Here is a 20,477-nt window from a genome sequence, read left to right as displayed (position 1 = left end):
TCGTGTATTGATCAGGCGTTTTTTCGTTTTAAACATGTTTTTGGCTGCTATCGCTTCATGCTGGATGAATTGCGACCGATATATGGTTTATAGGTTCAACAGAGTCGTGTGACGATAGAAAGCAGAACGATAAGCGCGTACGTAGAAACGCTCAGATAGGCGCTAGCGCAGCGGAGGCGAATGAACAGTGAATATTAGTCAAATGATGCGAAGCTTCCTAGGAGAAGCGTCAAGCACGGATACGCGGGCGATGGAGCTTAAGGTGGGACAGGTCGTGCGGGGCGTCATTCTTCAGGTGATGGAAAATAATGAAGCGCTCGTTCAAATAAACGGCGTGCAGGTGCGTGCGAAGCTTGAGGCTCCCCTTCAAGTAGGGCAAACAGCCATGCTTCAGGTACAGCCGCAATCAAGCGGTGCGCTTGTGACGTTGAAGCAGGTTGAGCCCGGTGCAGTGGGGCTGCCAGAGGACACATTCAAGGAATGGGCAAAGCAGCTCGCACTGCCTGAGCAGAAATGGGCGGCGCATATTGTAAAGGATTTGCGCAAAGAAGGCGTCATTCTAAACCGTGAGGTAGCGCAAGCCTTCCAGCATGCCGCAGCCGCGATGCCGGCAGGCGGGGATGCTGAGCAATGGATGCAGGCTGCCGCGGCTACATTTAAACGGGGCTTGCCCATGACAGGCGCAACAGTAGGCGCGATGCAGCAGGTTATGTTCGGACGCAGCGCGCATGAGCTGCTAGAAACGATGCAGCAGCAGCTTGCCGAGTTTACAAGCGGCAATATAGACGGCGGAGAGGCACAAGCGAAGCCATTGATACAAGCGGCTGCACGAGTGCAAGCGCTGCTGACAGAAGGCATGGAGCTGCTTCGGGCCGCTTCAAATGAGAGCGAGCTTGTAAGCATGTCAGGAAACGGAACGAAAGAGACTGCAGCTGCTGCAAAAACACAGCCTGCACAAATGATTAGAACGGAACTGCTGCCGCAAGGGCAGTCCCTTGCAGGCGGACTTGCATCAGCCGAAGAGGGATCGGCTGATCAAGCGACACCACAAGCGGGCAAAGCTGCTGCTCAGCCGAATTGGCTCGGGCAGATGATGAAATGGATGGGCGTGGACCACGAACAGCAGCTGGCTAAGGCAATTATAGCGGCGACGGATACGTCCGCGAGCCAGACGACAACAGCACCACAGCCGACTCAAGCAGATGAGGCTGCGGTTGCAGTGAAGCCTGCAGCGGCTGCTCAGCCTCAGCCCGCCCCGCAGACAGGTCAAACCGTTGAATTGACTAGCAAGGAAACGCCTTCAACGAGCGTACCTCCTCAAGGAAGCACGGACGATCTGGATGAGCAGCCGTCGATAAGACATCATGATTCGAAGCATAGTGTCGAGCGGACAGCAGCAGCCATCATATCAGCAATAGCGGACGGTATTCCCGTTTCAGATCATACTATGCCTGCACAGCAGGAGTCATTAAAAAGCGCGCTGCTTGCGTTAGTTTCTTCCGATCAAACTCCGCCAGCCATTAAAGAAACCGCGCAGCAGCTCGTTCAGCAAATTACGGGACAACAGCTTTTGCTGACGCCGGAGCGCAACAGCTCCGTGCTAACACATGTAACGATGTTTATTCCGCTTAATAGTCCGGATGGCAAACAGACCGCTTCGGTTCATATCCAGACAAGAAGAGGACGAAAGGGAGAGTTGGATTCATCCAACTGCAGGCTGCTGTTCCATTTGTCTATGAATACATTAGGAGACACGATGGTAGACGTTAATGTGATGGACAAAATCGTTAGCTTGAATCTATGGAATGATCATCCTGCCATTTCCATGCTGGCTGAGTCTTCCCGGAGCGAAATTGCGAGCAGCCTTCAGCAAGCCGGCTTTCAGCTGCTTTCTCTTCGCACTACGCCTTTGCCAAAAGCTGGCGCTCAGGCTCCTGAGGAAGCGGCAGCTGCAGCAAAGAGTCTTCAAGTGCCGGATATGACCGCTTTTTCCTCCAATCGTTACAAAGGAGTCGATTATCGCATATGAGCAGCGATCCAGCGAACGATCAGCCCAAACTAAAAATTAATAAGGCTGTAGCATTAAAATACGAGCCAGGTGAACGTTCAGCACCGGTTTTGGTAGCCAAGGGAAAAGGTCATATAGCCGACCTCATACTAGAGAAAGCGAAGGAAAAAGGCATACCTGTCCAAGAGGACTCTTCGCTTGTTGAAGTTCTCTCGAAGCTTGATGTCGATCAGGAGATTCCGCCAGAGCTCTATACGCTCGTTGCAGAGATATTAAGCTTCGTTTATCGCTCTGACCGTAAAGCGAGGGATATGAAAAATGGTTGATCGCAAAAGCGAGAGCGAGCGTACTCCGATTGAAAAAGAGAAGCGAGACACCAGAAGGCAGACGGGCATGATTGGCGAAGCGGCCGCATACGACTACTTGATTCAGAATAGCTATTCCATACTCGAGCGCAATTGGCGCTGCCGCAGCGGCGAGATCGATATTATCGCGGAGCAAGCAGGAAGGCTTATATTTGTTGAGGTTCGGACAAGGAAGATGGGCGGCAGATACGGCACAGCTGCCGAATCTGTAGACCTTCGCAAACAGCAAAAGGTGAGAAGTACGGCTCAGGTTTATTTGCGGAGCGCGGGACATTCTAATGCTGCCATTCGGTTTGATGTCATTGCTGTAACCATCAACCGAATGGATGAGACGGTCGTTGAATGCAAGCATTATGAGGGTGCTTTTTGAAGCATGCTTAAAAAGGGCTTTCCGCAAGGTAGTTAACCTAGAGGAAAGCCCTTTGCTAAGTGTTTACGGGTGCTGTCTATCAAGACCGCGATATTGAATAGCTTCAGCTACATGCTCCACTGAAATCGATTCGCTGGCCTCAAGATCGGCAATGGTTCGGGCAAGCTTCAGCATGCGATCATACGCACGCATGCTGATGCCTAGCGCATCAAAGGCATGCTCCAACAGGCGGACTGCATCGGGCTTAATATTTACTGATTTACGGAGGGCAGCTCCCGTTAATTCGACCTTTCGTTTAGAACCGTAATCAGCGATTCGGGCATTTTGAAAAACGATTGCATCTCTAACAAGTGCCTTCATCTGAGCGGTGTTCAACGATGGGCCAGAGGCGGCATTATCGAGCGAAATCGGACGTGGCACCTCCAGCTGCAAATCGATGCGGTCGAGCAATGGGCCGGATATTTTGGATCGATACCTGCTAATAATGCTCGAGCTGCAGGTACAGCGCTTATCTCCGTATTCATGACCGTAATAGCCGCAAGGACACGGATTGTAAGAAGCGGCGAGCATAATGCTGGCGGGAAACTGGAACACGGCTTTGGAGCGGGATATCGTGACGATTCGGTCCTCTAGCGGCTGTCTAAGAACCTCCAGCACCTGCCTAGGAAACTCCGGCAATTCATCAAGGAAAAGGACGCCGCGATGTGCAAGGGTGACTTCTCCGGGCTTCGGTATAGAACCGCCGCCGATCAATCCGCCTGAGGAAATCGTATGATGTGGAGCACGGAAGGGAGGCTGCGTAAGGAGGCCATGAGAGCTGCTCGGCAGCTTGCCTGCCACGCTGTAAATTTTCGTTACCTCAAGCGCTTCCTCCTCATTTAGAGACGGCAAAATGCCTGGCAGCCTTCGGATCATCATTGTTTTACCCGTGCCTGGAGGCCCGCTCAGCAACAGGTTATGAAACAAAACTACGTATTGGTAAATTCAGTTATGGCGCGTCTTGGCGGGTTTTTACGTCAATCAACCGCGCCTTTTTTCTCGTTCCCGACGACCGATTACAAAATAAAAAAGGGTGACGATATTAAATCGCCACCACGTTGGTTAAAACAAATAATCGCACTATATCATACCTTCGTGTTTATGTACTGCAAAACCGACCGCGATATATTGATGAACAATATCGCTTCCGGTTCGTCTAAAAGAACTTCGTTCGGGTGTGACATACTTTCGCGGTTCCGAATCGGGATGAAGACATCCAAAATGGCGCCCAATGAACGAATCATTCTATCGACGTTTGGTGAGTTGTTCCCGGCGTTTTGGAACGCGGGGTGATTGCTTCTTAATTGGCTAAAAAGCGCGGTAACATTAGCGTCGTCATTAAATGCAATCCCGTTTTGACGGCAAAGTTCCTTTAGAAAACCATGAAGCAATGTATGCACCCTATCAACCGCGCTTGTAGCGCCAGTATTTTCGATTAAAGCCTTGGCGTCGGCAATTGCTCTTTCAATGACCTCGGACGTTATCGTTAGGCTCGGGTTGTCAACAACGGGTAACGCTTCGCCTTCAAGCCGCCGAATCATCTCTTCAATTTCCGGTTTATGCTTTTCGCGCCGCTCGCCATGATATTCGTTGTCAGTGGAGCAATACTCTAAAACGCCGCGCAAAATTTTTGCTTGGGTTTGGGCGTCCGCCGACGAAAGGATTTTCATAAATCGTTCCCGCGTTGTCCCGGTATATTCATTTGGGTCAATATCAAGCCCACAATACATCGGATAAAATTCAGTATGTTTATTATAAGAAAAGCCTACAAGGTATCCGCCGTCTACGCCAATATACCCATTCACTACCCGCATAACTTCAAAGTTATTTAGCAAACTCGTCTTCCCTTTCTAATTATAAAAATAAAAATAACACAGAAATATCAAATCCAAAATTCGCAATTCTCACGCATGAAGTAATAGCCGTTAATCTTAATTGATTCGGCGCATACGTCTTCTATATGTCCGCCGTCTTCAATTAGTTCGGGTTGTTCGACGCCTTTAACCATATAGACCGCGACAAGCTGCATATTTAGTGCAGCGGTATGAAATTCGACGTCATGTGAAATAATCTTTGGTTTATGGTATTTTCGTTTCAAAATAGTTCACCTCTCTGCACGGTGTCAAGCGTTGCGTCATTGTTTGCCCCCTAGTTATATAATCTTCCTAATGCCTTATTGGAAAGTCTTTGCAACATTATTCATGTATGACTCCATTTCGTCCAACAATGGTGCTTGTTTGTAGAAGAATACAACGTTATTGTCGGAAATCGTATGTTCCTTCCAAGGGATTTCTTCGTAAATTGTCGCAATTTTAAGTAAGTCGCCGCCCAAGCGTACCCGAATGCAGTCGGGTTGCGTAATAACAAGGCAAGCCGTCCCGGTAACGTCGCAAGTCGTATGAAATACGCTGTACTTTTTTCTTTGAACCGCTTCTTGCGCTATTGTCGCGGGAAAATTGAAATGTCCGCCGAATGGCGTCGGGGATTTAATCATATTACCGATAAGTTTACCGTCCTCACCTTGCGTTTTCAGAGCGTTCGACCTTCTTTCGTAAAATAAGAAATCCCGACGCTATTTTTGGGGAAGCGCCGGGGCGTAGCGATAATCTTTTCGTAAGGGCTATGTAAAGTATACTGAATGCCGACGTTCATTGACAATATTTTCTTTTTGCAGAGTATGGCGCCGGCTTTCTGCATGATTGCACGCGGCTTATTTCCGTTCTTGAATGCTTCCGGTTAAACCATTTCCGAAAGTGTATATACGCCCACCGCGAACCGGAATTTCCGGAAGTCGTAAAAGTCGCGCAAGTAATCGGCAACGGTGTCTTTCCCCGAACGTAATTCGCCCGCCAAACCAAACTTTAATAACATACAAGACCCCCCTTTGTGTCCCGCGGTTCGTTGGCGCGGGCTTAGTGGGTCTTTATGTCGCTGGTTTGATTGCGTTTGTGACTTTACCCGACATTTCGAATAAATTATGTTTTTTTGTGAATATTAACTTTTGTTGTAAAAAACCCTTTTGAAGGAGCTGTTAAGATTGGCACTTACCGAAGAAATTGTTAGCGTAGCATTGGATGGTTTTTTTGAAGGAACGGCGCAGGGGAACGACGGTCATGCCGAAGTTGATTGGGTGAAGATCGACGGTACAAATATTCAATTCAAAGTAACAGTTGTTCACAAGCAAACAAAACGTATTTTCAGAAGAAAGATAACAGTTTATAGTGTGACAACAGACGTTGAAGGCAACGTTGACGTCTTAAATCCCGACCCGGATAAATTAAGTTACACGGTAAAACTACCTTTCGGCGGCTCAATATCGGTCAGCTTAAAAGATGTCGTTGAAGTATTAGCTGGATTGGCTTAATCCTAAAAAAAAAAATAAGCCCTTCGGTTTTTAACCGTTGGGCTTATTTTTGTTTATCGTTATTTATTTTTTTGGTTTTGGCATTTCGTTATAAATGACGGTGAAGCGCCCCATTACGAAAACGGTTTGCTTTCGTCCGTCAGGCGATACATTTTCGGAAATAAATCGGACGTCCTTATTCGCTTTTAAATTCATTGATCGTCAGCCCCTTAAATAGATTTTTGACGTTACAGTTTTGAAATAGCGACATCCCCCCGTACCCCGTCCTATGGGCTTCGTCTACTAGTCGTTTTGAACTTCAAGTTTCAAAAAGAAAAAGGTTAATGTCTTTCAACGTCAACCCTTCGTCGTTCAATCGCGGTCAATCAATTCGGCAAGCTGTTCGAATGTCGGTTTACTGTAACGGTTCGTTACGGTTATGTCGCTATGTCCTAACAATTCGGCGACGGAAGTAATAGCCGCGCCTTTTTCGTTAACCAAGTCCGCGGCGAACGTATGTCTTAGCATATGCGGGTGAACGCCGTATGACTGTAACCGTTCCTGTACAATACGGACGCTTATACGTTGCTTATAATTTGACAGGAAGAGGGCGGGCGTGTCAGTTTCGATACCTCGTCGTTCTTCTATGTATCGCGCTATCCAGTACCGCGCCTTGGGCGATAGGGGAACACGGCGGGCTATGTTACCTTTGCCGTCGCGAACGTCTATATGTCCGCTTCTAGGCGTTATAACAACGTCGTCAATGTCTAACGCTACCAATTCCGATACACGAAGCCCTGCACGAACGAGAAGGTTCACAATCGCCACGTAACGGCTTGACGTCTTCTTTGTGCTTCCCGGACGTACTGACAGTTCCCCGGCTTCCACGTCGCGAAGAAGGGCGTTACGATCGATGCTGTTCAAAGACTTCGGCGCTATGTCTTTAAGTTTCGGCGTCTTGGGAATTGTTATGTCGTCGCAAATGTCGGAACGATCTATAAATTCAGCGTATGCCCTTAGGCCAGCGAAACGGGCGTTAAGCGTTGCGGCTGACTTCTTGCGACCTGTTCCGTCGGTTCCGTTTTTCATGGCGTCTAGGAAGGCGCTGACGTCGTGACGGGTAGGGGATTCAATATCGCCCCGGTTAGTTTCAAGCCATTCGGTGAAAAGCTTCAAGGTATGTATATAGTTCTTGACCGTCGCGGCGGATTTATTCGAATTAAGGTATTCGTTGAATAATTGTACGCGGCTTTTTCTCATTGTTAAGACCCCCGTAAACTTCATTTCGTAGCCTAATTATATCAAATTCCCGCGTATAATTCAAATTGTACGCGACTTTTATCTAAACAATACAAGGCGTTGAATGTCCGAAATGACAACGAGAAGACCCGCCGCAAAGATAGGGAGAAGCCTTGTCGTTATTGGGTATAAACGGTTTCAACTAGTGAAACAGTTTTCGATGACCCCGGACACGTTCCTTGCTCGGTGCGGATATTTTCGTTACCATGACGTCCGTGTCATTTCGTCCCTAACGATATAACCTGACGAATCCGAACGGCATTCAAACGCCCTGAACGCCTTCCTAACGCTTCCGTTTCGCCTTATCTAACAAAGGGGAAACCGCGGCATAGAACGAGCCTAATTCCGGTAAATGAAGGCCGTCGTATACGATAGGTTTCGCCTTCTTCGGTTTCCGTCGTGTCCAGTTATTCGCGCTGTCGATTATCGCCAAGGCTTGAACGTCTTCTTCGCCAAGGTCAAACGATTCACAATTGGCGTATTCAAGGCGAAGGGTTATCGGATTAGCCGCGTCTTCTTCCGCCCTAATAATTCCGTTAACTGTATACCCGACCTTTTCGGCGAATTGTCGTAATGTAAGACCGAAATGAAATGATTACGTAATGCGGCGACGCTATACCCCCGCATAACGGAACGGCTACCGTCGTAAGGTTTGTTTGCTTTAACGTTTCCCATATCGTATCCCATAATTGAACCCCCTTCGTAATTTTATCGTTTTTGTCGCCGAAGATCGGGAAGGGATAAACGCCCCTTTCGCTTCGCTTCGGTTCGTTGTCGGCGCTGACGCTTCGACCCTGTTGTTCTTTCAATTCATTCATATCGTTTGATTCTTTAACGTTGTGAAATAGTTTTATAGATATGCGATGTCAAGGCGAAGCCGCCGACCCGGTCACGTAAGGCGAAAGCCGTCGGGAACGGTATACCTTGACCTTATCCCCGATACCTTCAACGTTGAATAAAGCGAAAAGTAATTAAAGACTAAGAAGTGAAATCGACCTCGAAAACGCTGAAACCCTTGCGGCTCTAAGGCGGAAGGCACTTTTTTCTTGTTTCCAAAACTACCGATGTTCCGGCGATTTTGTTTCCAAAACTACCGATGTGTCCGAAAATGTCCACTTTGAAGTGGTCGATTTTGTATAGCAAATTACCGATGTTTCCGTTTTTTCACCGTTTCCGGGCTTCGGCTGCCTATACGAATCCAGACGAAAAAGGGCGACGGATTGACCCGCGCCCCTGACCGTTCTTATTCGCTATTTGCCGCGGACACTCGCGCTGCCTTGACTTTGAAAATGGAATGGATAGCGTCGTTGACTTCGCCCCGGCAACAAATCGACGGATTGACCATATAAAAGCGTGTCTTCCCGCGCGTAATGTCCACAAAAACAACTTCGTCGTTGACTTGCATTGTCCGAACCAACGTATAAAACGCCTTTTCCGTTACCCCGAACAATTCGGCAAGTTGCACCTTCGTGAACGCTTCAATCTTCGAGTCGTCTTCTTCGAAGGGGTTCGTGGCGACGATATTATTTTTCATGTGAAGGTATGGCAAGGTCTTCATAACGTAACCCAATTGTTTGACCTTCTTCGCCGACCTGACGACTTCATATGCCTTCCGAACGCCCATATCATAAGCCTTGACGACGCGCTTCCGGTTCCCTTGACGCCCGCGGAAAACGTATTCGTCGTTTATCATGTAACGACCTTCCGCGTCTTGGATAACAACCGAATACAATTCCATTGTCTTCATAAATTCCCCGAAGACCTTGCGCCCGACGTTAAGCGCCTTTTGAATATCCGCTTTCGTCATAGGTTCGTTTTTGCGCCCCTTAACCAATATGTTCGTATCATACGCGATATACGATTGTAGTACGAACAAATACCCAAGCTGTAACGGGTCGACTTCTGCGGTCAATCGTTGTAATGGTTCCATATTTGTAAACGTAAAATTCCCCCCTTCGGCGCGGCGGCGGTCGCGATCTGCCTTCGCTTCTTTCGATTCCCGGCGCGTAACTCTTACGCTATCCCCTACACGTAACTGATAGGTTATTTCCCTGACTACTTCGTTATGATCGTACATTTTACGATTCCCCCTTGACCTTATGTCGTTTCGAATCCGCCGTTGTGACGTCTGGACGGCGCTTCTATTTATCCAGTTGAACCAATCGGGGGATTAACAAGGACGAAAATCAACTTTTTTTACTTCGATACTTGTCATAACGTCCATCAGCCTAATTAACGAATAAGGTCGAAACGAAGAAGAAACGACGCCTACGAAATAAACGGGGGTGGAATATTTTGGACAACATTCGATTAAACGGAAAGACGCTGATCGTTATTCGGTCGATTCTTGGTCTAAGTCAAGAAGACATCGGAAGCCTGATCGGGCTTGCACGAAATTCTATTTCGCGGCTTGAAAACGGCGAAACGAAGAACATGAGCGCAACGAATACGCAAAAGGTTATCGAAGCGCTGAACCTGACGCCGCGCGAATTTGCCGCGGTGCAATCGGCAATAAGAACGGTCGAATCGAAGTTTGACCGAAATGCAACGCAACGGGGGGAATCGAAATGATACCGATACACGGAACGCCTTGGTTTACGCGCCGAACTTCGTTGAAGCGAATCAAAACGAAGATGAAGCTTGTCGGGCTTGGAATCGCCGAAGATACGAAAGGCGACGAAGGGCTTCTTTGGGCGAAGTACCCGGAAGCCACAACGATTATGAAAAGCGCCGAAGACCTGTTCGCGTTGGCGAAGGTCGTCGACGAAGGGCTTGACGGTTTGCTTGATAAATTGGGTCAATTCAAAAATAACGGGGGGAATTAACGATGAAATTTTTCAAGGATTTACTTGCCGCGCGGTTTCAATACGATGTAAGGGCGGTCGAACTGGACGACAAACGTAAGGAACTGGAAGCGCAACTTGACGAACTGAAACGTCAATACGCTGTCGGTATCGAAAAGGACGCGCTTGGAATCGCCGCCTTTACCGATGAAGTGAAAATTGAAAAGCAGATGGATAGCGTCCGGGCGGAAATCGCCAAGGTCGACGAAAAGATTAAGATTGTTCGAAACGGGAAACGTCAAGCCATGACGAGTCAAATCCCGTTCCTTCGTGAAACGCTAGAATTTCAACGCAAGGAAGTCGACGAAGAATGGGACGACGCTGTTAATGAAGTACAACGCGCGAAGGCGGAACTTCTTCTTTCGCTTATGGTGTTGGGGGACGTCGGGAAGAAAGGTCAAAAATTACTTGCCGAATTTACCGCGCTTATGGGCGAAGCTGACCCTGATTCCCGCGAAGCAAAGCACGGCATGACGTACACAAGTTACCGAAGCCGGGGGTCGCTGAAATTCGATTTTGGTCCTTATACCACCGAACTTAAAGACGTTCTTTCCGTACCTGGCGACATCGCAAGTAAGGCTTACGACGGCAACGTTCCGGGTTGGGTTTTACATTACGCCACAACTGGCGAAATCAAATTTTAGGGGGAATTACAATGCCAACGATCGACGAAGAAGTTATGAAAATGTTTGACGAAGCTTACGCCAAAACGGACGCCGTGCAAGCGCAACGGATTGCCCAAAAAAGGGCGCGGGAAGAAAAGATACAAGCACGACAACAAGAATCCGTAAACAATGCGTTGGAAGACGCCGTAAAAAACGGTTCCGCGAATGCGTATCAATTACTCGAATATGGCTTTCGTCAATCCGATAGCGACAAATAAATGATACTTTAACCCAACGCCGGGGGAAGTACCAAGGGCGCAAGAAATGACGACAAGGGTTCAACCGTTCGCCCGATCGGATTCACCTTCCAAGTCGTCGTTCCTTCAACGTTCCGTGGCGTTTCCCGGTCGCGGGTTATCAAATAAAAATCAACCAAACAAAAGGGGGAATTTTCAATGTTTAACAAAGTACCTGACATTTTAGGCGGGGTTTATGACGGTTCCATGCAACAAATTGAAACGGGAATTACGGCAACGAAATCAAGTCCAGTCTTTACGCAAGCGGGCGACGGATGTCAATATACCGTATGGATTCAATCGACGAAGTTCAGCGGGGCTAATACAACTTTACGCGTCAAATTCGAACATTCCGAAGATGGCGTAACCTTCAAAGAATTTATGTCGGTTCCTATCGACGGCGTTGGGATTATGCCCGCGCTTCCGTGGTGTCCGAAGGGCTTTATGCGTATGACGTATGAAGTCGGCGGCGCGGCGCCTGACGTCGATCTGTTTATTCGAATCCGATAATCTTGAAACTTGAAATTCAAAAATGAAGTGAAGGCGTCGGGCTACCCCGGCGTCTTTTTTCTTTTATCAAAGACGCGAAAGGGCGTGATGCAACGGGGGAATCGAAATGACAACCAAGGCGACAAACCACGAAGAACTAAGCGACTTAACCGGAATTATTATCGTCCAGTTATGCCGAACGCATGGGATAGCCAAGGGAAAGCTTGCAAGGTTTATCCGCGTGGATTATACAAGCGTCAACAATGCGTATTTCAACCATAACGAACGAATCCCGGCTTGGATGGAAAAGAAAATTCGCGAAAGGTTTGCACGTATCGGATTCAAATGGTAGGGGGTTCAATGATGGCGCGACAATTAAGCGAAGAAGAATTTCAAGAACGTGAAACCCTGCGCTGCCTGTTCGGATGGGGAAACCCGGAACCGGACTTTGACGGCGATCTTGGGCTTGCGGAATATTCGAAGGACTTGTTCGGGTTCGACGTCTTCGAACGATTCCCGAACGGCAAAGACCGCATGAATTTCGTTGTAAGTGACGAAGCGGCGGAATTGCGGGCGTTGGTGTCCGCGCAATCAGTGAAGGCATACGAAGAACGCCGCGCCAAAATGACCGAAGAAGAACGTCGGATTGACGATCTTGAAACGGAATTGCTTGTTCTTAAACTAATTCAAATTGACCGGGGTTTTAACGGTTAGGGGGTAACGGAATGTTCAACGAAACAGAAGAAAAAGCGATCGCCGAACTATCGAATCAGAACGGACGAAGCTTCGAACAAATCGCGGAAGCTTGCGGGATTACGTCGCGACAATTGTACCGGATTCGCCAAAAGCCCTCGATCAAGGCGGCGGTCAAAAAAGCGTCGGACGAAGCTTCTTCGGAACTTGTCACACTTGCCATGCCTGACATTACGCGGGCGATGGTAAAGAAGGCGTCGAACGGGGACGTCAAGGCAGCGCAATTGCTTTTCCAAATGCAAGGGCTGTTAATCGACCGAAAGGAAATCACGGCGACGACAACGACGACGGTAAGCAATTACGACGATCTGTCGAAGCAAGAAATCGCCGACCGTATGGCGGAAATTCAACAACGTAAGCTTGAAGCCGCCCGACCACGAACGATCATCGAAGTACCATCGTCGCATAGCGACAAGGATTATGGATTCAACTAAACGAATAGGAGTGCGAAGCAATTTTTGAAATCAAATAATCGTAAAGAAGGCGTCGGGGATTCGTTCCCGACGCTTCTTTTCTATCGAATTTTATACTAAAATTATCGATGGGGGAAAAATGATTAGTCATTAATTTACGTTCACTAGATTAACTGGTAGAATTAGAAATCAAAGTCCTTGCATTGGAGTGTACATATGCGAAAAAAACTACAAATTTTCATTTCATCTACTTTCAAAGATTTAATAGAAGAAAGACAAGCAGCGGTAGAAGCAATATTAAATGCAGGTCAAATACCTGCTGGTATGGAGTTGTTTAAGGCTGGAAACGAAACTCAATTGGACACCATAAAAAGATGGATTGATGAATCTGATATTTACCTGCTTATATTGGGTGGTCGATACGGGTCTATTGAACCTACTTCAGGTAAAAGTTATACCCAACTAGAGTATGAATATGCAGTAGAAAAAGGAATACCTCTGTTTTCTGTTATTATTAATGACATTGCATTAAACGATAAAATAGCAAGATTGAAGCAGGATGCACTAGAACGTGATAATCCTTCGTTATATAAAGAATTTATGACCCTTGTGACAAGTAAAATGTGCAGGTTCTTTGATGATACTAAGGATATAAAGTTAGCAATTCACGAAACGCTAGCAGATTTTCAAAGTAGGTTTTCATTTGCTGGTTGGATTTCAGGGAGGGATATACCTCACGTAGAAAGCCTGATTGCTGAGAACGCCGAGTTAAAAGCAAGGATAGCGAACCTACAGGCTAAGAAAGATGTACCAATACTTGATATTCGCCTTGAAGGCCGAAAAGGACTGAATGAGGATAGAGGGCATTTTACGTTTAATACCTTGGTATATAATTCAGGAACCATCGTTGCAAAGTACCTTACTTGTATTTGCACAATTATCGAAGGAAATTACGAAATTCAAAATACAATGTGGAATAAAAGAGAAGATAATAAATCTTGTCAATTTAGAGCCACTTCTGACATAGTTGTATATCCTGACTTGCCTTCGGAAGTAGGTTATATTGAATTTAAACCTATAGCGGATAATCATGACGATAAGATGGTTTTGTTATTTCAAATTCTAGCTGAAAACACGCCACAGAAACATATTAGGATAGAGGTCTTCCCTAAACAACTGGTGGGTTTATCCGACTCCAACGTAAAGCAATGATAATTTCGCATCGCTGACGTATCGCAAAAACGATAACGATTATTGGTTAATCGTCTTGTCAGAATGATGATTACAGGCAGGCAGAGTTGTCGTAGTATTAACAACGGTTGAACGGGTGAACATTCGATGAAGACGGTCGGATTAAAATTGTATTGAACGCTTAAAAGATAAATAGCATTGAACAAGACGGGCGAACGTGCTCGTCTTTTTTTGTATACATATCACGTCCCAAAGCCCGTTCCCCTTGCGACATAAGGCGTATCAAATTGAAGGGGTTGATCGCATTGACGACGCACCAAGAAAACTTCAAATCGGCACTAGAACAAGGCACGTTCTACTTCGGACGGGGCACGATTCTTTTCACATATGAAACGAAATGAATCAATCGACGACGATGCGAAGAAGGAAGCCGCCAGGCATGCCGCCCGTCCTTCGTTGTTCAACTAAAACGAACCCCCGCTTGCTGACCGTTGATCGTGACGGAAAGCTGCGGGGGATTAAAATATAGGTTCCTGATAGTAATGGACCACCTATTTAATCAAAAGGAAGATTTTTATGCAATTCAATAAATCGTGCTTCCCTGATAAGATTCGGTAATGCTGCTCTGCTACTATTATATACATGATTCAGGATATTTTTAACGTGTATATCAACGGTTTTACCCACTAACTCTCCTGCTAGTTCTTTAAAGTTACTTGCACAGGATGTGAATTGTAGACGGGAACGTACATCGCTATCGTACAGCAGATTAACAAAATCGAGCAGTTGGATTAGAGTAAACCTGTCGATCATTTCATTATAGTAATCTAGTGCACCACCAGAGACACCATGACCGTTTCCTATTCGGCACATTGTTACAACTTTTACATGTTTTTCGGAAACCGATTCAGGTACATCACCATTTTCTGGAATATATCTAATCAATGACCTGGCGTGTATAGGCTCATTATGGAAATTGTTCCAACCATTATGTGCTGTCCAAAGTGCGTCCAAGGCTTCGTTCATCTCAACAACAATCTGCTCACCGGGTAAAAAAGTCAGACCCTCAACTAGTGTAAGAAAATCATAGGCTAGCTGTTTTCGTGGCAGGTCGGCATTGGCGGATAGTATAGCATATTTTAATCCAATGTCATGTTTTGACGGCTTATTGCAGTATCTCCATAGAGAAGGAATGATTAAAGTAAGATTACCCCTAACATTTGAATGAAGATCAGGATCTATATACATGCCAAAAACAGTTCTAATGGTTGAAGCAATCAACTCCTCTGGGAGTTGTCTAATATTAGCAGTTATCGGCGGGACGTCAGCTTGTCTCAACTGATTTGTCCTTAAATTCTGAAGCAACCTTCTTACTTCTAATACAGGACCTTCGGGTTCTTTACCGAGCACCTCTCGTATACAGGTCTGAAGCCAGCTGGATAACTGAAGACCATCTAGGTCATTGTGATTGGGATGTGCAGCACTGGCATGATTACGCATGTCACGAATATAATCTAAATGTTTGAAACCAATATCCGTGATAATTCCCGTGTCTTTGCAGCCTTTAATTAATTCCCAATCGTCAAGTTTTGGCAAATCCGCATCTGATCTTATTGTCGCTCTCTTTTTAGGGTCACTAATTACACTCCCTAAAAAGTAATCCAAATCGAACCTTACCACTTTTTGTCGCAAGTTAATAACAGTTTCGTTCCATAAAAAGTTCAAAGCGGCATCAAACAAACCTGCCCCACAAGCAGCAATAAACTTTGAAATGTACAACGACTCGCCCTTAATCTCATGATTTAGGCGAGTTACAATAGCTGGAAGATTGTTTATGACGACCAACCGTTCCTCTGCTTCCACAAGAACGTTTTCAGTTGGCAGTCCTAAATGTTCGAGATATTGAGTGAGTCCTCTAGAGAAATTATCGACCTGACTTGAAATAGATACAATTTCTCCTCCATCAACAGATGGTACTATCCGTCTTTCTCTCATTTTCATTCCCCCTAATTAGCATGATAGGTTTGCTTAATATAAAATGAAGCAGGAATATTATAACATATTTTTGATATAAAAAAGACACCCGAAAGTCGAATGCCTAATCTAAGGTTTGTCTATATTCAATTACTTTCACACGCTGATAATACTTCAACGGAATGTAATTTAAGACGCATGTTAATGAAAGAAAAAATCTTCAAATAAGGCGCGTCACAAATATAATGATCGCCGCGACATAGGGATGCAACCAAAACGCGAAGGGATTGCGATCTTTGACGACGGCAACGAAGACGGCAAAGGAAATCAAGCTTCAATATAAAATCAGGACGGTTGATTGCCTATACACAATCATTCGTTACACCGACGGAACAAGCGTAATATTAGAATCAACAATTGCGGCGCCCCAATAAGCGGGCGTTTTTTATTGGACAAAATTACCGTGACAATGTTATCATCATATCAATGAGAACAAAACCACGCAAAGGGGATTCGATATGTATTCGTTAGATAGCATACAAGAAACGTCAAGCCGACCGTCGAAAGGGAAAATTAAAGCCGCCGCTTATTGCCGTGTATCGACGGGTTCCGAAGAACAGTTAACAAGCTTCACGAATCAAAAGGCTTTCTTTCAACGTGAAATTACGAAGAGTAAGGAATTTACTTTATTCAAAATTTACGCAGACCAAGGCATTTCGGGAACAAGCTTGAACCGCCGCGAAGAATTTACGCGGATGCTCATAGACGCGGGACTTGATGAAACGAAAATTAACAGTAAAAAGTCAATCTTCACCGCCAGTACCCGCAAGCCTTTGTTTAATCGGATTTTCGTTAAAAATACAAGCCGCTTCGCTCGGAACGTCTTGGTTATTGATGTTCTACGGGAACTATTGAAGAAAGGCGTATTTGTCCATTTTTTAGACTTTAATATTTTGTTTGACGGAATTGATAAAGAATTTATGCTTAATTCCTTCCTAAACTTCGCTCAGCAGGAATCTATTGACAAGTCGTCGAAGGTTAGTTTCGGGCATAAGGAAGGGATGCGAAAAGGCGTGGTTTTTACGACTGATAAAATTTATGGGTACAAGTACCATAAGGAAACAAACGAATTAACGATTGTTGAAGAAGAAGCGGCAGTTATTCGCAAGGTTTATGAAATGTACGCCAACGGCATGGGAATCCGCCGTATAATCAATGCGCTTGACGAGCAAGGCATAAAGACGCGTCAGGGCAAAAGGTTTGTTCCGCAAGCGATCAAGCGCATGTTAAGCCAAGAAAAGTATTACGGCGCCTTGGTACGCAACAAATACGATACGGGGACGGTATTCAGTAAGAAGACGCCCGTTGTTAATGACGAATCGGAATGGATAGTACATGAAAACCGCGTTCCCGCGATACTATCCCGCGAACTATACGATAAGGTGAATAAATTGCGCGGTTCAAAGGTTAATCACGTTAACCAAAAAGGCATTTATTACGGGACGTCAGAATTTGCGAGTAAAATCTATTGTTCGAAATGCGGCGGAACCTATACGCGGAACGTTGACCGTGGGCGGGCGTTCTTCAATTGCGGGACTAAGAAGCAAAAAGGAACAAATGCTTGCGACGCGATGAATATTAACGAATCTGCTATATACGAACAAATAGACGATCTAACCACAAACGGATTGATTACGGTATTTGTGCGCCAGAAGGACAAACATATATTGAAGCTTCGTAATCAAATCGACGCACTTAACAAACAAATTGACACGCCCGCCGTCGAACAATTGGAAGCGAAACAAACGGAACTTGCGGAGATCGAAGCAGAAGGCGAAATATTGCTTCGTAATGTAATGAAGGGTAAAGTACCGCAAGCCCTTTACGATAAGCTTACGGACGAGTTAGCGCAACGTAAGGACGTATTGCTTCGTGAAGTCGAAGAATTATCGCTTACTAATGAAGCAATTTTTGAAGAAGTCGAACGTATTGAAGATCGGATTCGTAATATTGAAGAGATGAATGTCAAAGACGACTATTCCCGCGAAGAAATATTGAAGCTGATCACGCGATTCGTCGTAACTTCCAAAGTCGTTGAATTTGTGACGAAGAAAGACAAGCGCAATTCGTCGCGGCGGGAAGCGGTCTTATCGTTTGAATTGGATGTATTCGACGAATTGGCGGGCATGTAATATTTTAGGAAGCACCTTCATTGAAAATGGGGATGTTTTTTTCTATTCGATTATGGAATTATTATTACTTGACAATGTTACACAAGGTGAAAATATTATGTTTGCCGGCGGCAGCGATGAGCATCGCGCGTTTGGCCTGATGCTGACCGATGACGTCTCCGTAATCGCCGGTATTATCCTGACTATCCAAGGCAGCAGTAGAACTGCTCTGATTATAGATGGGATCATTTGCGTGAATGACACGAATATGCTCCCAGCCTTCTTGTTTCTTTTTGTATAAATCCAGCTCATTCAAATGACTTAAAGCAAACAGCTCCATCCCAGATATCCAGCTTGCTTCCTTAACGTTTCCGATTGGCAGCAAGACACGTGTAAGCCCAAGTCGCTTTGCTTGTTCAAGCATCGCCAAAACGCCTGCTACCGGACGAACGCTGCCATTTAGTGAAAGCTCGCCCAATAGGATCGTATTCTCGAAGAGAGCAGCGCTAATTTGGCCGCTTGCCGTCAAAATGCCAGCAGCAATTGCTAAATCAAACGAGGTCCCCTCTTTACGCAGGTCAGCCGGAGCCAAATTAACCGTAATTCGGTCCATCGGAAAGGTGAAGCCGCTGTTTTTGAGCGCTGCCCTTACTCGCTCGACTGACTCGCGGACGGCAGGATCAGGCAGGCCGACGACGCTTATCTGCGGCAATCCGCTTGCAATATCTACCTCAACCGATATCCCTTTGCCGTCAACGCCATATACGCTTGCACTCTGAATTAGACTAAACAAGACAAAAAGCACCCCCAAAATGATGGATGAAGGTGCTTCCTTACGATTCCGTTCACAGATATGAATTTGCCAATATCATAGTGGAGGCCGCTTCTTGTTGTCAATGTTTAAAATGTTTCGGGTAAAGAAAAGGAGTTTGGGTCATACTAGATGGCGTAGTTCAAAGCACCGTCAAATGGCCGCCGCAAAAGGTTTCACTCATTTAATCTCAATTTGAGATGAAACCCATATCAAAAAAGCCGTATTAATTATGTATTAAAATAAGGTAACGGATGGGGAAAGGTGCTACAATAATAGAGGTTTGTGTACATATGACTGATTTCAGTCTGTGAAATGGAGGATTTCAACAATGAATATCCATGAGTATCAAGGGAAAGCGGTCCTTAAACAGTATGGTGTCGTCGTACCAGAAGGTAAAGTAGCCTTCTCCGTAGACGAAGCTGTTGAAGCGGCTAAAGCGCTCGGAACACCGGTAGTTGTCGTGAAAGCACAAATTCACGCAGGTGGCCGTGGTAAAGCGGGCGGAGTTAAAGTAGCAAAAAGTATCGACGAGGTACGCGCATACGCTAGCGAAATTTTAGGCAAAGTGCTCGTAACGCATCAAACTGGCCCAGAGGGCAAAGAAGTAAAACGTCTTCTGATCGAGCAAGGCTGCGACATCAAAAAAGAATATTATATCGGCGCCGTATTAGACCGCGGTACGGGTCGCGTCGTTATAATGGCTTCGGAAGAGGGCGGCACTGAGATTGAAGAAGTTGCTGAGCACTCCCCGGAGAAAATTTTCAAAGAGATCGTTGATCCAGCTGTCGGCTTGCAAGCTTTCCAAGCGCGCAAATTGGCTTATGCAATCAACATCCCAAATGAGCTTGTTAACAAAACGGTTAAGTTCATGATCTCGCTCTACACAGCTTTCGTAGAGAAAGACGCTTCCATTGCAGAAATCAATCCGCTTGTCGTAACTGGCGACGGACAAGTTATTGCGCTTGATGCGAAGCTTAACTTCGATTCCAACGCTCTTTACCGTCACAAAGATATCGTTGAGCTGCGCGACCTGGAAGAAGAAGACGCAAAAGAAATTGAAGCGTCCAAATTCGACCTTAGCTACATTGCACTTGACGGCAACATCGGTTGCTTGGTTAACGGTGCAGGTCTTGCGATGGCGACAATGGATATTATCAAATATTACGGCGGCGACCCTGCCAACTTCCTAGACGTAGGGGGCGGTGCTACAGCTGAGAAGGTAACGGAAGCGTTCAAAATCATTTTGTCCGATGAGAAGGTTAAAGGTATTTTCGTTAACATTTTCGGCGGCATCATGCGTTGCGACGTCATTGCTAATGGTGTTGTCGAAGCAGCGAAGCAAGTCGGTCTTGACCGTCCGCTCGTTGTTCGTCTAGAAGGTACGAACGTAGACCTCGGCAAAAACATTTTGAAAGAATCGGGATTGAACATCGTGGCTGCGGATTCCATGGCGGACGGCGCGCAGAAGATTGTCGCTCTCGTGAAATAAGATAACTTGCTGTGC

The 20,477-nt window shown here is 45.9% G+C and carries 23 protein-coding genes and 2 pseudogenes; 15 read left to right on the top strand and 10 right to left on the bottom strand.

What is annotated here, in order from left to right; genetic code table 11:
* Positions 1–187: 187 nt before the first annotated feature.
* Genes AC2TDN_RS06060 through AC2TDN_RS06050 form a run of 3 tightly spaced genes read left to right on the top strand, consistent with a single transcriptional unit; the run spans position 188 to position 2,743 of the window.
* Positions 188–2,029, top strand: coding sequence for a hypothetical protein (locus tag AC2TDN_RS06060; RefSeq protein ID WP_484687318.1), 1,842 nt, complete (start codon positions 188–190; stop codon positions 2,027–2,029).
* On the top strand, positions 2,026–2,334 hold the full coding sequence (locus AC2TDN_RS06055) for an EscU/YscU/HrcU family type III secretion system export apparatus switch protein (protein WP_484687317.1): 309 nt from the start codon (positions 2,026–2,028) through the stop codon (positions 2,332–2,334). Before AC2TDN_RS06060 ends, AC2TDN_RS06055 begins: the two co-directional genes overlap by 4 nt.
* Positions 2,327–2,743, top strand: coding sequence for a YraN family protein (locus AC2TDN_RS06050; RefSeq protein WP_484687316.1), 417 nt, complete (start codon positions 2,327–2,329; stop codon positions 2,741–2,743). Before AC2TDN_RS06055 ends, AC2TDN_RS06050 begins: the two co-directional genes overlap by 8 nt.
* A 63-nt stretch (positions 2,744–2,806) precedes the next feature.
* On the opposite strand, the pseudogene AC2TDN_RS06045 reads toward AC2TDN_RS06050, so the two are convergent.
* From AC2TDN_RS06045 to AC2TDN_RS06030, 4 genes and pseudogenes are all read right to left on the bottom strand, one after another.
* Positions 2,807–3,703, bottom strand: a pseudogene (locus tag AC2TDN_RS06045) (YifB family Mg chelatase-like AAA ATPase); the annotation flags it as partial.
* A 164-nt stretch (positions 3,704–3,867) separates the two neighbouring features.
* The gene (locus tag AC2TDN_RS06040) at positions 3,868–4,617 is read right to left on the bottom strand and encodes an abortive infection family protein (protein WP_484687315.1); all 750 of its coding nucleotides are present in this window, start codon (positions 4,615–4,617) and stop codon (positions 3,868–3,870) included.
* A 47-nt stretch (positions 4,618–4,664) separates the two neighbouring features.
* Positions 4,665–4,880, bottom strand: a complete 216-nt coding sequence (locus AC2TDN_RS06035) for a hypothetical protein (protein WP_484687314.1) — start codon at positions 4,878–4,880, stop codon at positions 4,665–4,667.
* A gap of 638 nt (positions 4,881–5,518) precedes the next feature.
* Entirely contained in the window at positions 5,519–5,653 is a 135-nt protein-coding gene (locus AC2TDN_RS06030) for a hypothetical protein (RefSeq protein WP_484687313.1), read from the bottom strand.
* Positions 5,654–5,819: 166 nt separating this feature from the next.
* Between AC2TDN_RS06030 and AC2TDN_RS06025 the strand changes: the two genes are divergently transcribed.
* On the top strand, positions 5,820–6,146 hold the full coding sequence (locus AC2TDN_RS06025) for a hypothetical protein (protein WP_484687312.1): 327 nt from the start codon (positions 5,820–5,822) through the stop codon (positions 6,144–6,146).
* A gap of 63 nt (positions 6,147–6,209) precedes the next feature.
* On the opposite strand, the gene AC2TDN_RS06020 is transcribed toward AC2TDN_RS06025, so the two are convergent.
* From AC2TDN_RS06020 to AC2TDN_RS06005, 4 genes are all read right to left on the bottom strand, one after another.
* Positions 6,210–6,341 (bottom strand): hypothetical protein, encoded by a 132-nt coding sequence (locus AC2TDN_RS06020; RefSeq protein ID WP_484687311.1) that lies wholly within the window; start codon positions 6,339–6,341, stop codon positions 6,210–6,212.
* 156 nt (positions 6,342–6,497) lie between these two features.
* On the bottom strand, positions 6,498–7,385 hold the full coding sequence (locus AC2TDN_RS06015) for a tyrosine-type recombinase/integrase (RefSeq protein WP_484687310.1): 888 nt from the start codon (positions 7,383–7,385) through the stop codon (positions 6,498–6,500).
* Between the two features lie 575 nt (positions 7,386–7,960).
* Positions 7,961–8,242: a hypothetical protein gene (locus tag AC2TDN_RS06010; RefSeq protein ID WP_484687309.1), complete on the bottom strand. Its 282-nt coding sequence runs from the start codon at positions 8,240–8,242 to the stop codon at positions 7,961–7,963.
* Between the two features lie 425 nt (positions 8,243–8,667).
* Positions 8,668–9,501: a hypothetical protein gene (locus tag AC2TDN_RS06005; protein WP_484687308.1), complete on the bottom strand. Its 834-nt coding sequence runs from the start codon at positions 9,499–9,501 to the stop codon at positions 8,668–8,670.
* 197 nt (positions 9,502–9,698) lie between these two features.
* Here AC2TDN_RS06005 and AC2TDN_RS06000 point away from each other — a divergent pair.
* The 9 genes and pseudogenes from AC2TDN_RS06000 to AC2TDN_RS05960 all read left to right on the top strand — a co-directional run.
* Positions 9,699–9,995: pseudogene (locus tag AC2TDN_RS06000) on the top strand (helix-turn-helix domain-containing protein); the annotation flags it as partial.
* The gene (locus tag AC2TDN_RS05995) at positions 9,992–10,249 is read left to right on the top strand and encodes a hypothetical protein (protein WP_484687307.1); all 258 of its coding nucleotides are present in this window, start codon (positions 9,992–9,994) and stop codon (positions 10,247–10,249) included. The pseudogene AC2TDN_RS06000 and the gene AC2TDN_RS05995, both read left to right, overlap by 4 nt.
* A 2-nt stretch (positions 10,250–10,251) precedes the next feature.
* Positions 10,252–10,911, top strand: coding sequence for a zinc ribbon domain-containing protein (locus AC2TDN_RS05990; RefSeq protein WP_484687306.1), 660 nt, complete (start codon positions 10,252–10,254; stop codon positions 10,909–10,911).
* Between the two features lie 11 nt (positions 10,912–10,922).
* Positions 10,923–11,150 (top strand): hypothetical protein, encoded by a 228-nt coding sequence (locus AC2TDN_RS05985; RefSeq protein WP_484687305.1) that lies wholly within the window; start codon positions 10,923–10,925, stop codon positions 11,148–11,150.
* 177 nt (positions 11,151–11,327) lie between these two features.
* Complete coding sequence (locus AC2TDN_RS05980) at positions 11,328–11,678, top strand: hypothetical protein (protein WP_484687304.1); 351 nt, start codon at positions 11,328–11,330, stop codon at positions 11,676–11,678.
* A gap of 106 nt (positions 11,679–11,784) precedes the next feature.
* Complete coding sequence (locus AC2TDN_RS05975; protein WP_484687303.1) at positions 11,785–12,009, top strand: hypothetical protein; 225 nt, start codon at positions 11,785–11,787, stop codon at positions 12,007–12,009.
* An 8-nt stretch (positions 12,010–12,017) separates the two neighbouring features.
* Entirely contained in the window at positions 12,018–12,371 is a 354-nt protein-coding gene (locus AC2TDN_RS05970; protein WP_484687302.1) for a hypothetical protein, read from the top strand.
* A gap of 11 nt (positions 12,372–12,382) precedes the next feature.
* Complete coding sequence (locus tag AC2TDN_RS05965; RefSeq protein ID WP_484687301.1) at positions 12,383–12,844, top strand: phBC6A51 family helix-turn-helix protein; 462 nt, start codon at positions 12,383–12,385, stop codon at positions 12,842–12,844.
* A 195-nt stretch (positions 12,845–13,039) separates the two neighbouring features.
* Positions 13,040–14,035 (top strand): DUF4062 domain-containing protein, encoded by a 996-nt coding sequence (locus tag AC2TDN_RS05960; RefSeq protein WP_484687300.1) that lies wholly within the window; start codon positions 13,040–13,042, stop codon positions 14,033–14,035.
* 534 nt (positions 14,036–14,569) lie between these two features.
* Here AC2TDN_RS05960 and AC2TDN_RS05955 read toward each other — a convergent pair.
* The gene (locus tag AC2TDN_RS05955) at positions 14,570–16,009 is read right to left on the bottom strand and encodes a hypothetical protein (protein WP_484687299.1); all 1,440 of its coding nucleotides are present in this window, start codon (positions 16,007–16,009) and stop codon (positions 14,570–14,572) included.
* Positions 16,010–16,506: 497 nt separating this feature from the next.
* Here AC2TDN_RS05955 and AC2TDN_RS05950 point away from each other — a divergent pair, with 497 nt between their 5' ends.
* Entirely contained in the window at positions 16,507–18,180 is a 1,674-nt protein-coding gene (locus AC2TDN_RS05950; protein ID WP_484687298.1) for a recombinase family protein, read from the top strand.
* A gap of 64 nt (positions 18,181–18,244) precedes the next feature.
* On the opposite strand, the gene AC2TDN_RS05945 is transcribed toward AC2TDN_RS05950, so the two are convergent.
* Entirely contained in the window at positions 18,245–18,952 is a 708-nt protein-coding gene (locus AC2TDN_RS05945) for a magnesium chelatase domain-containing protein (protein ID WP_484687297.1), read from the bottom strand.
* Positions 18,953–19,301: 349 nt separating this feature from the next.
* Here AC2TDN_RS05945 and sucC point away from each other — a divergent pair, with 349 nt between their 5' ends.
* Positions 19,302–20,462, top strand: coding sequence for an ADP-forming succinate--CoA ligase subunit beta (gene sucC, locus AC2TDN_RS05940; protein WP_482065557.1), 1,161 nt, complete (start codon positions 19,302–19,304; stop codon positions 20,460–20,462).
* Positions 20,463–20,477 lie beyond the last annotated feature (15 nt).

It is taken from the genome of Paenibacillus sp. Y660, assembly GCF_057221575.1.
The sequence above is the reverse complement of the archived record's forward strand: the minus strand, read 5'-3'. Positions and strand labels throughout refer to the sequence as shown.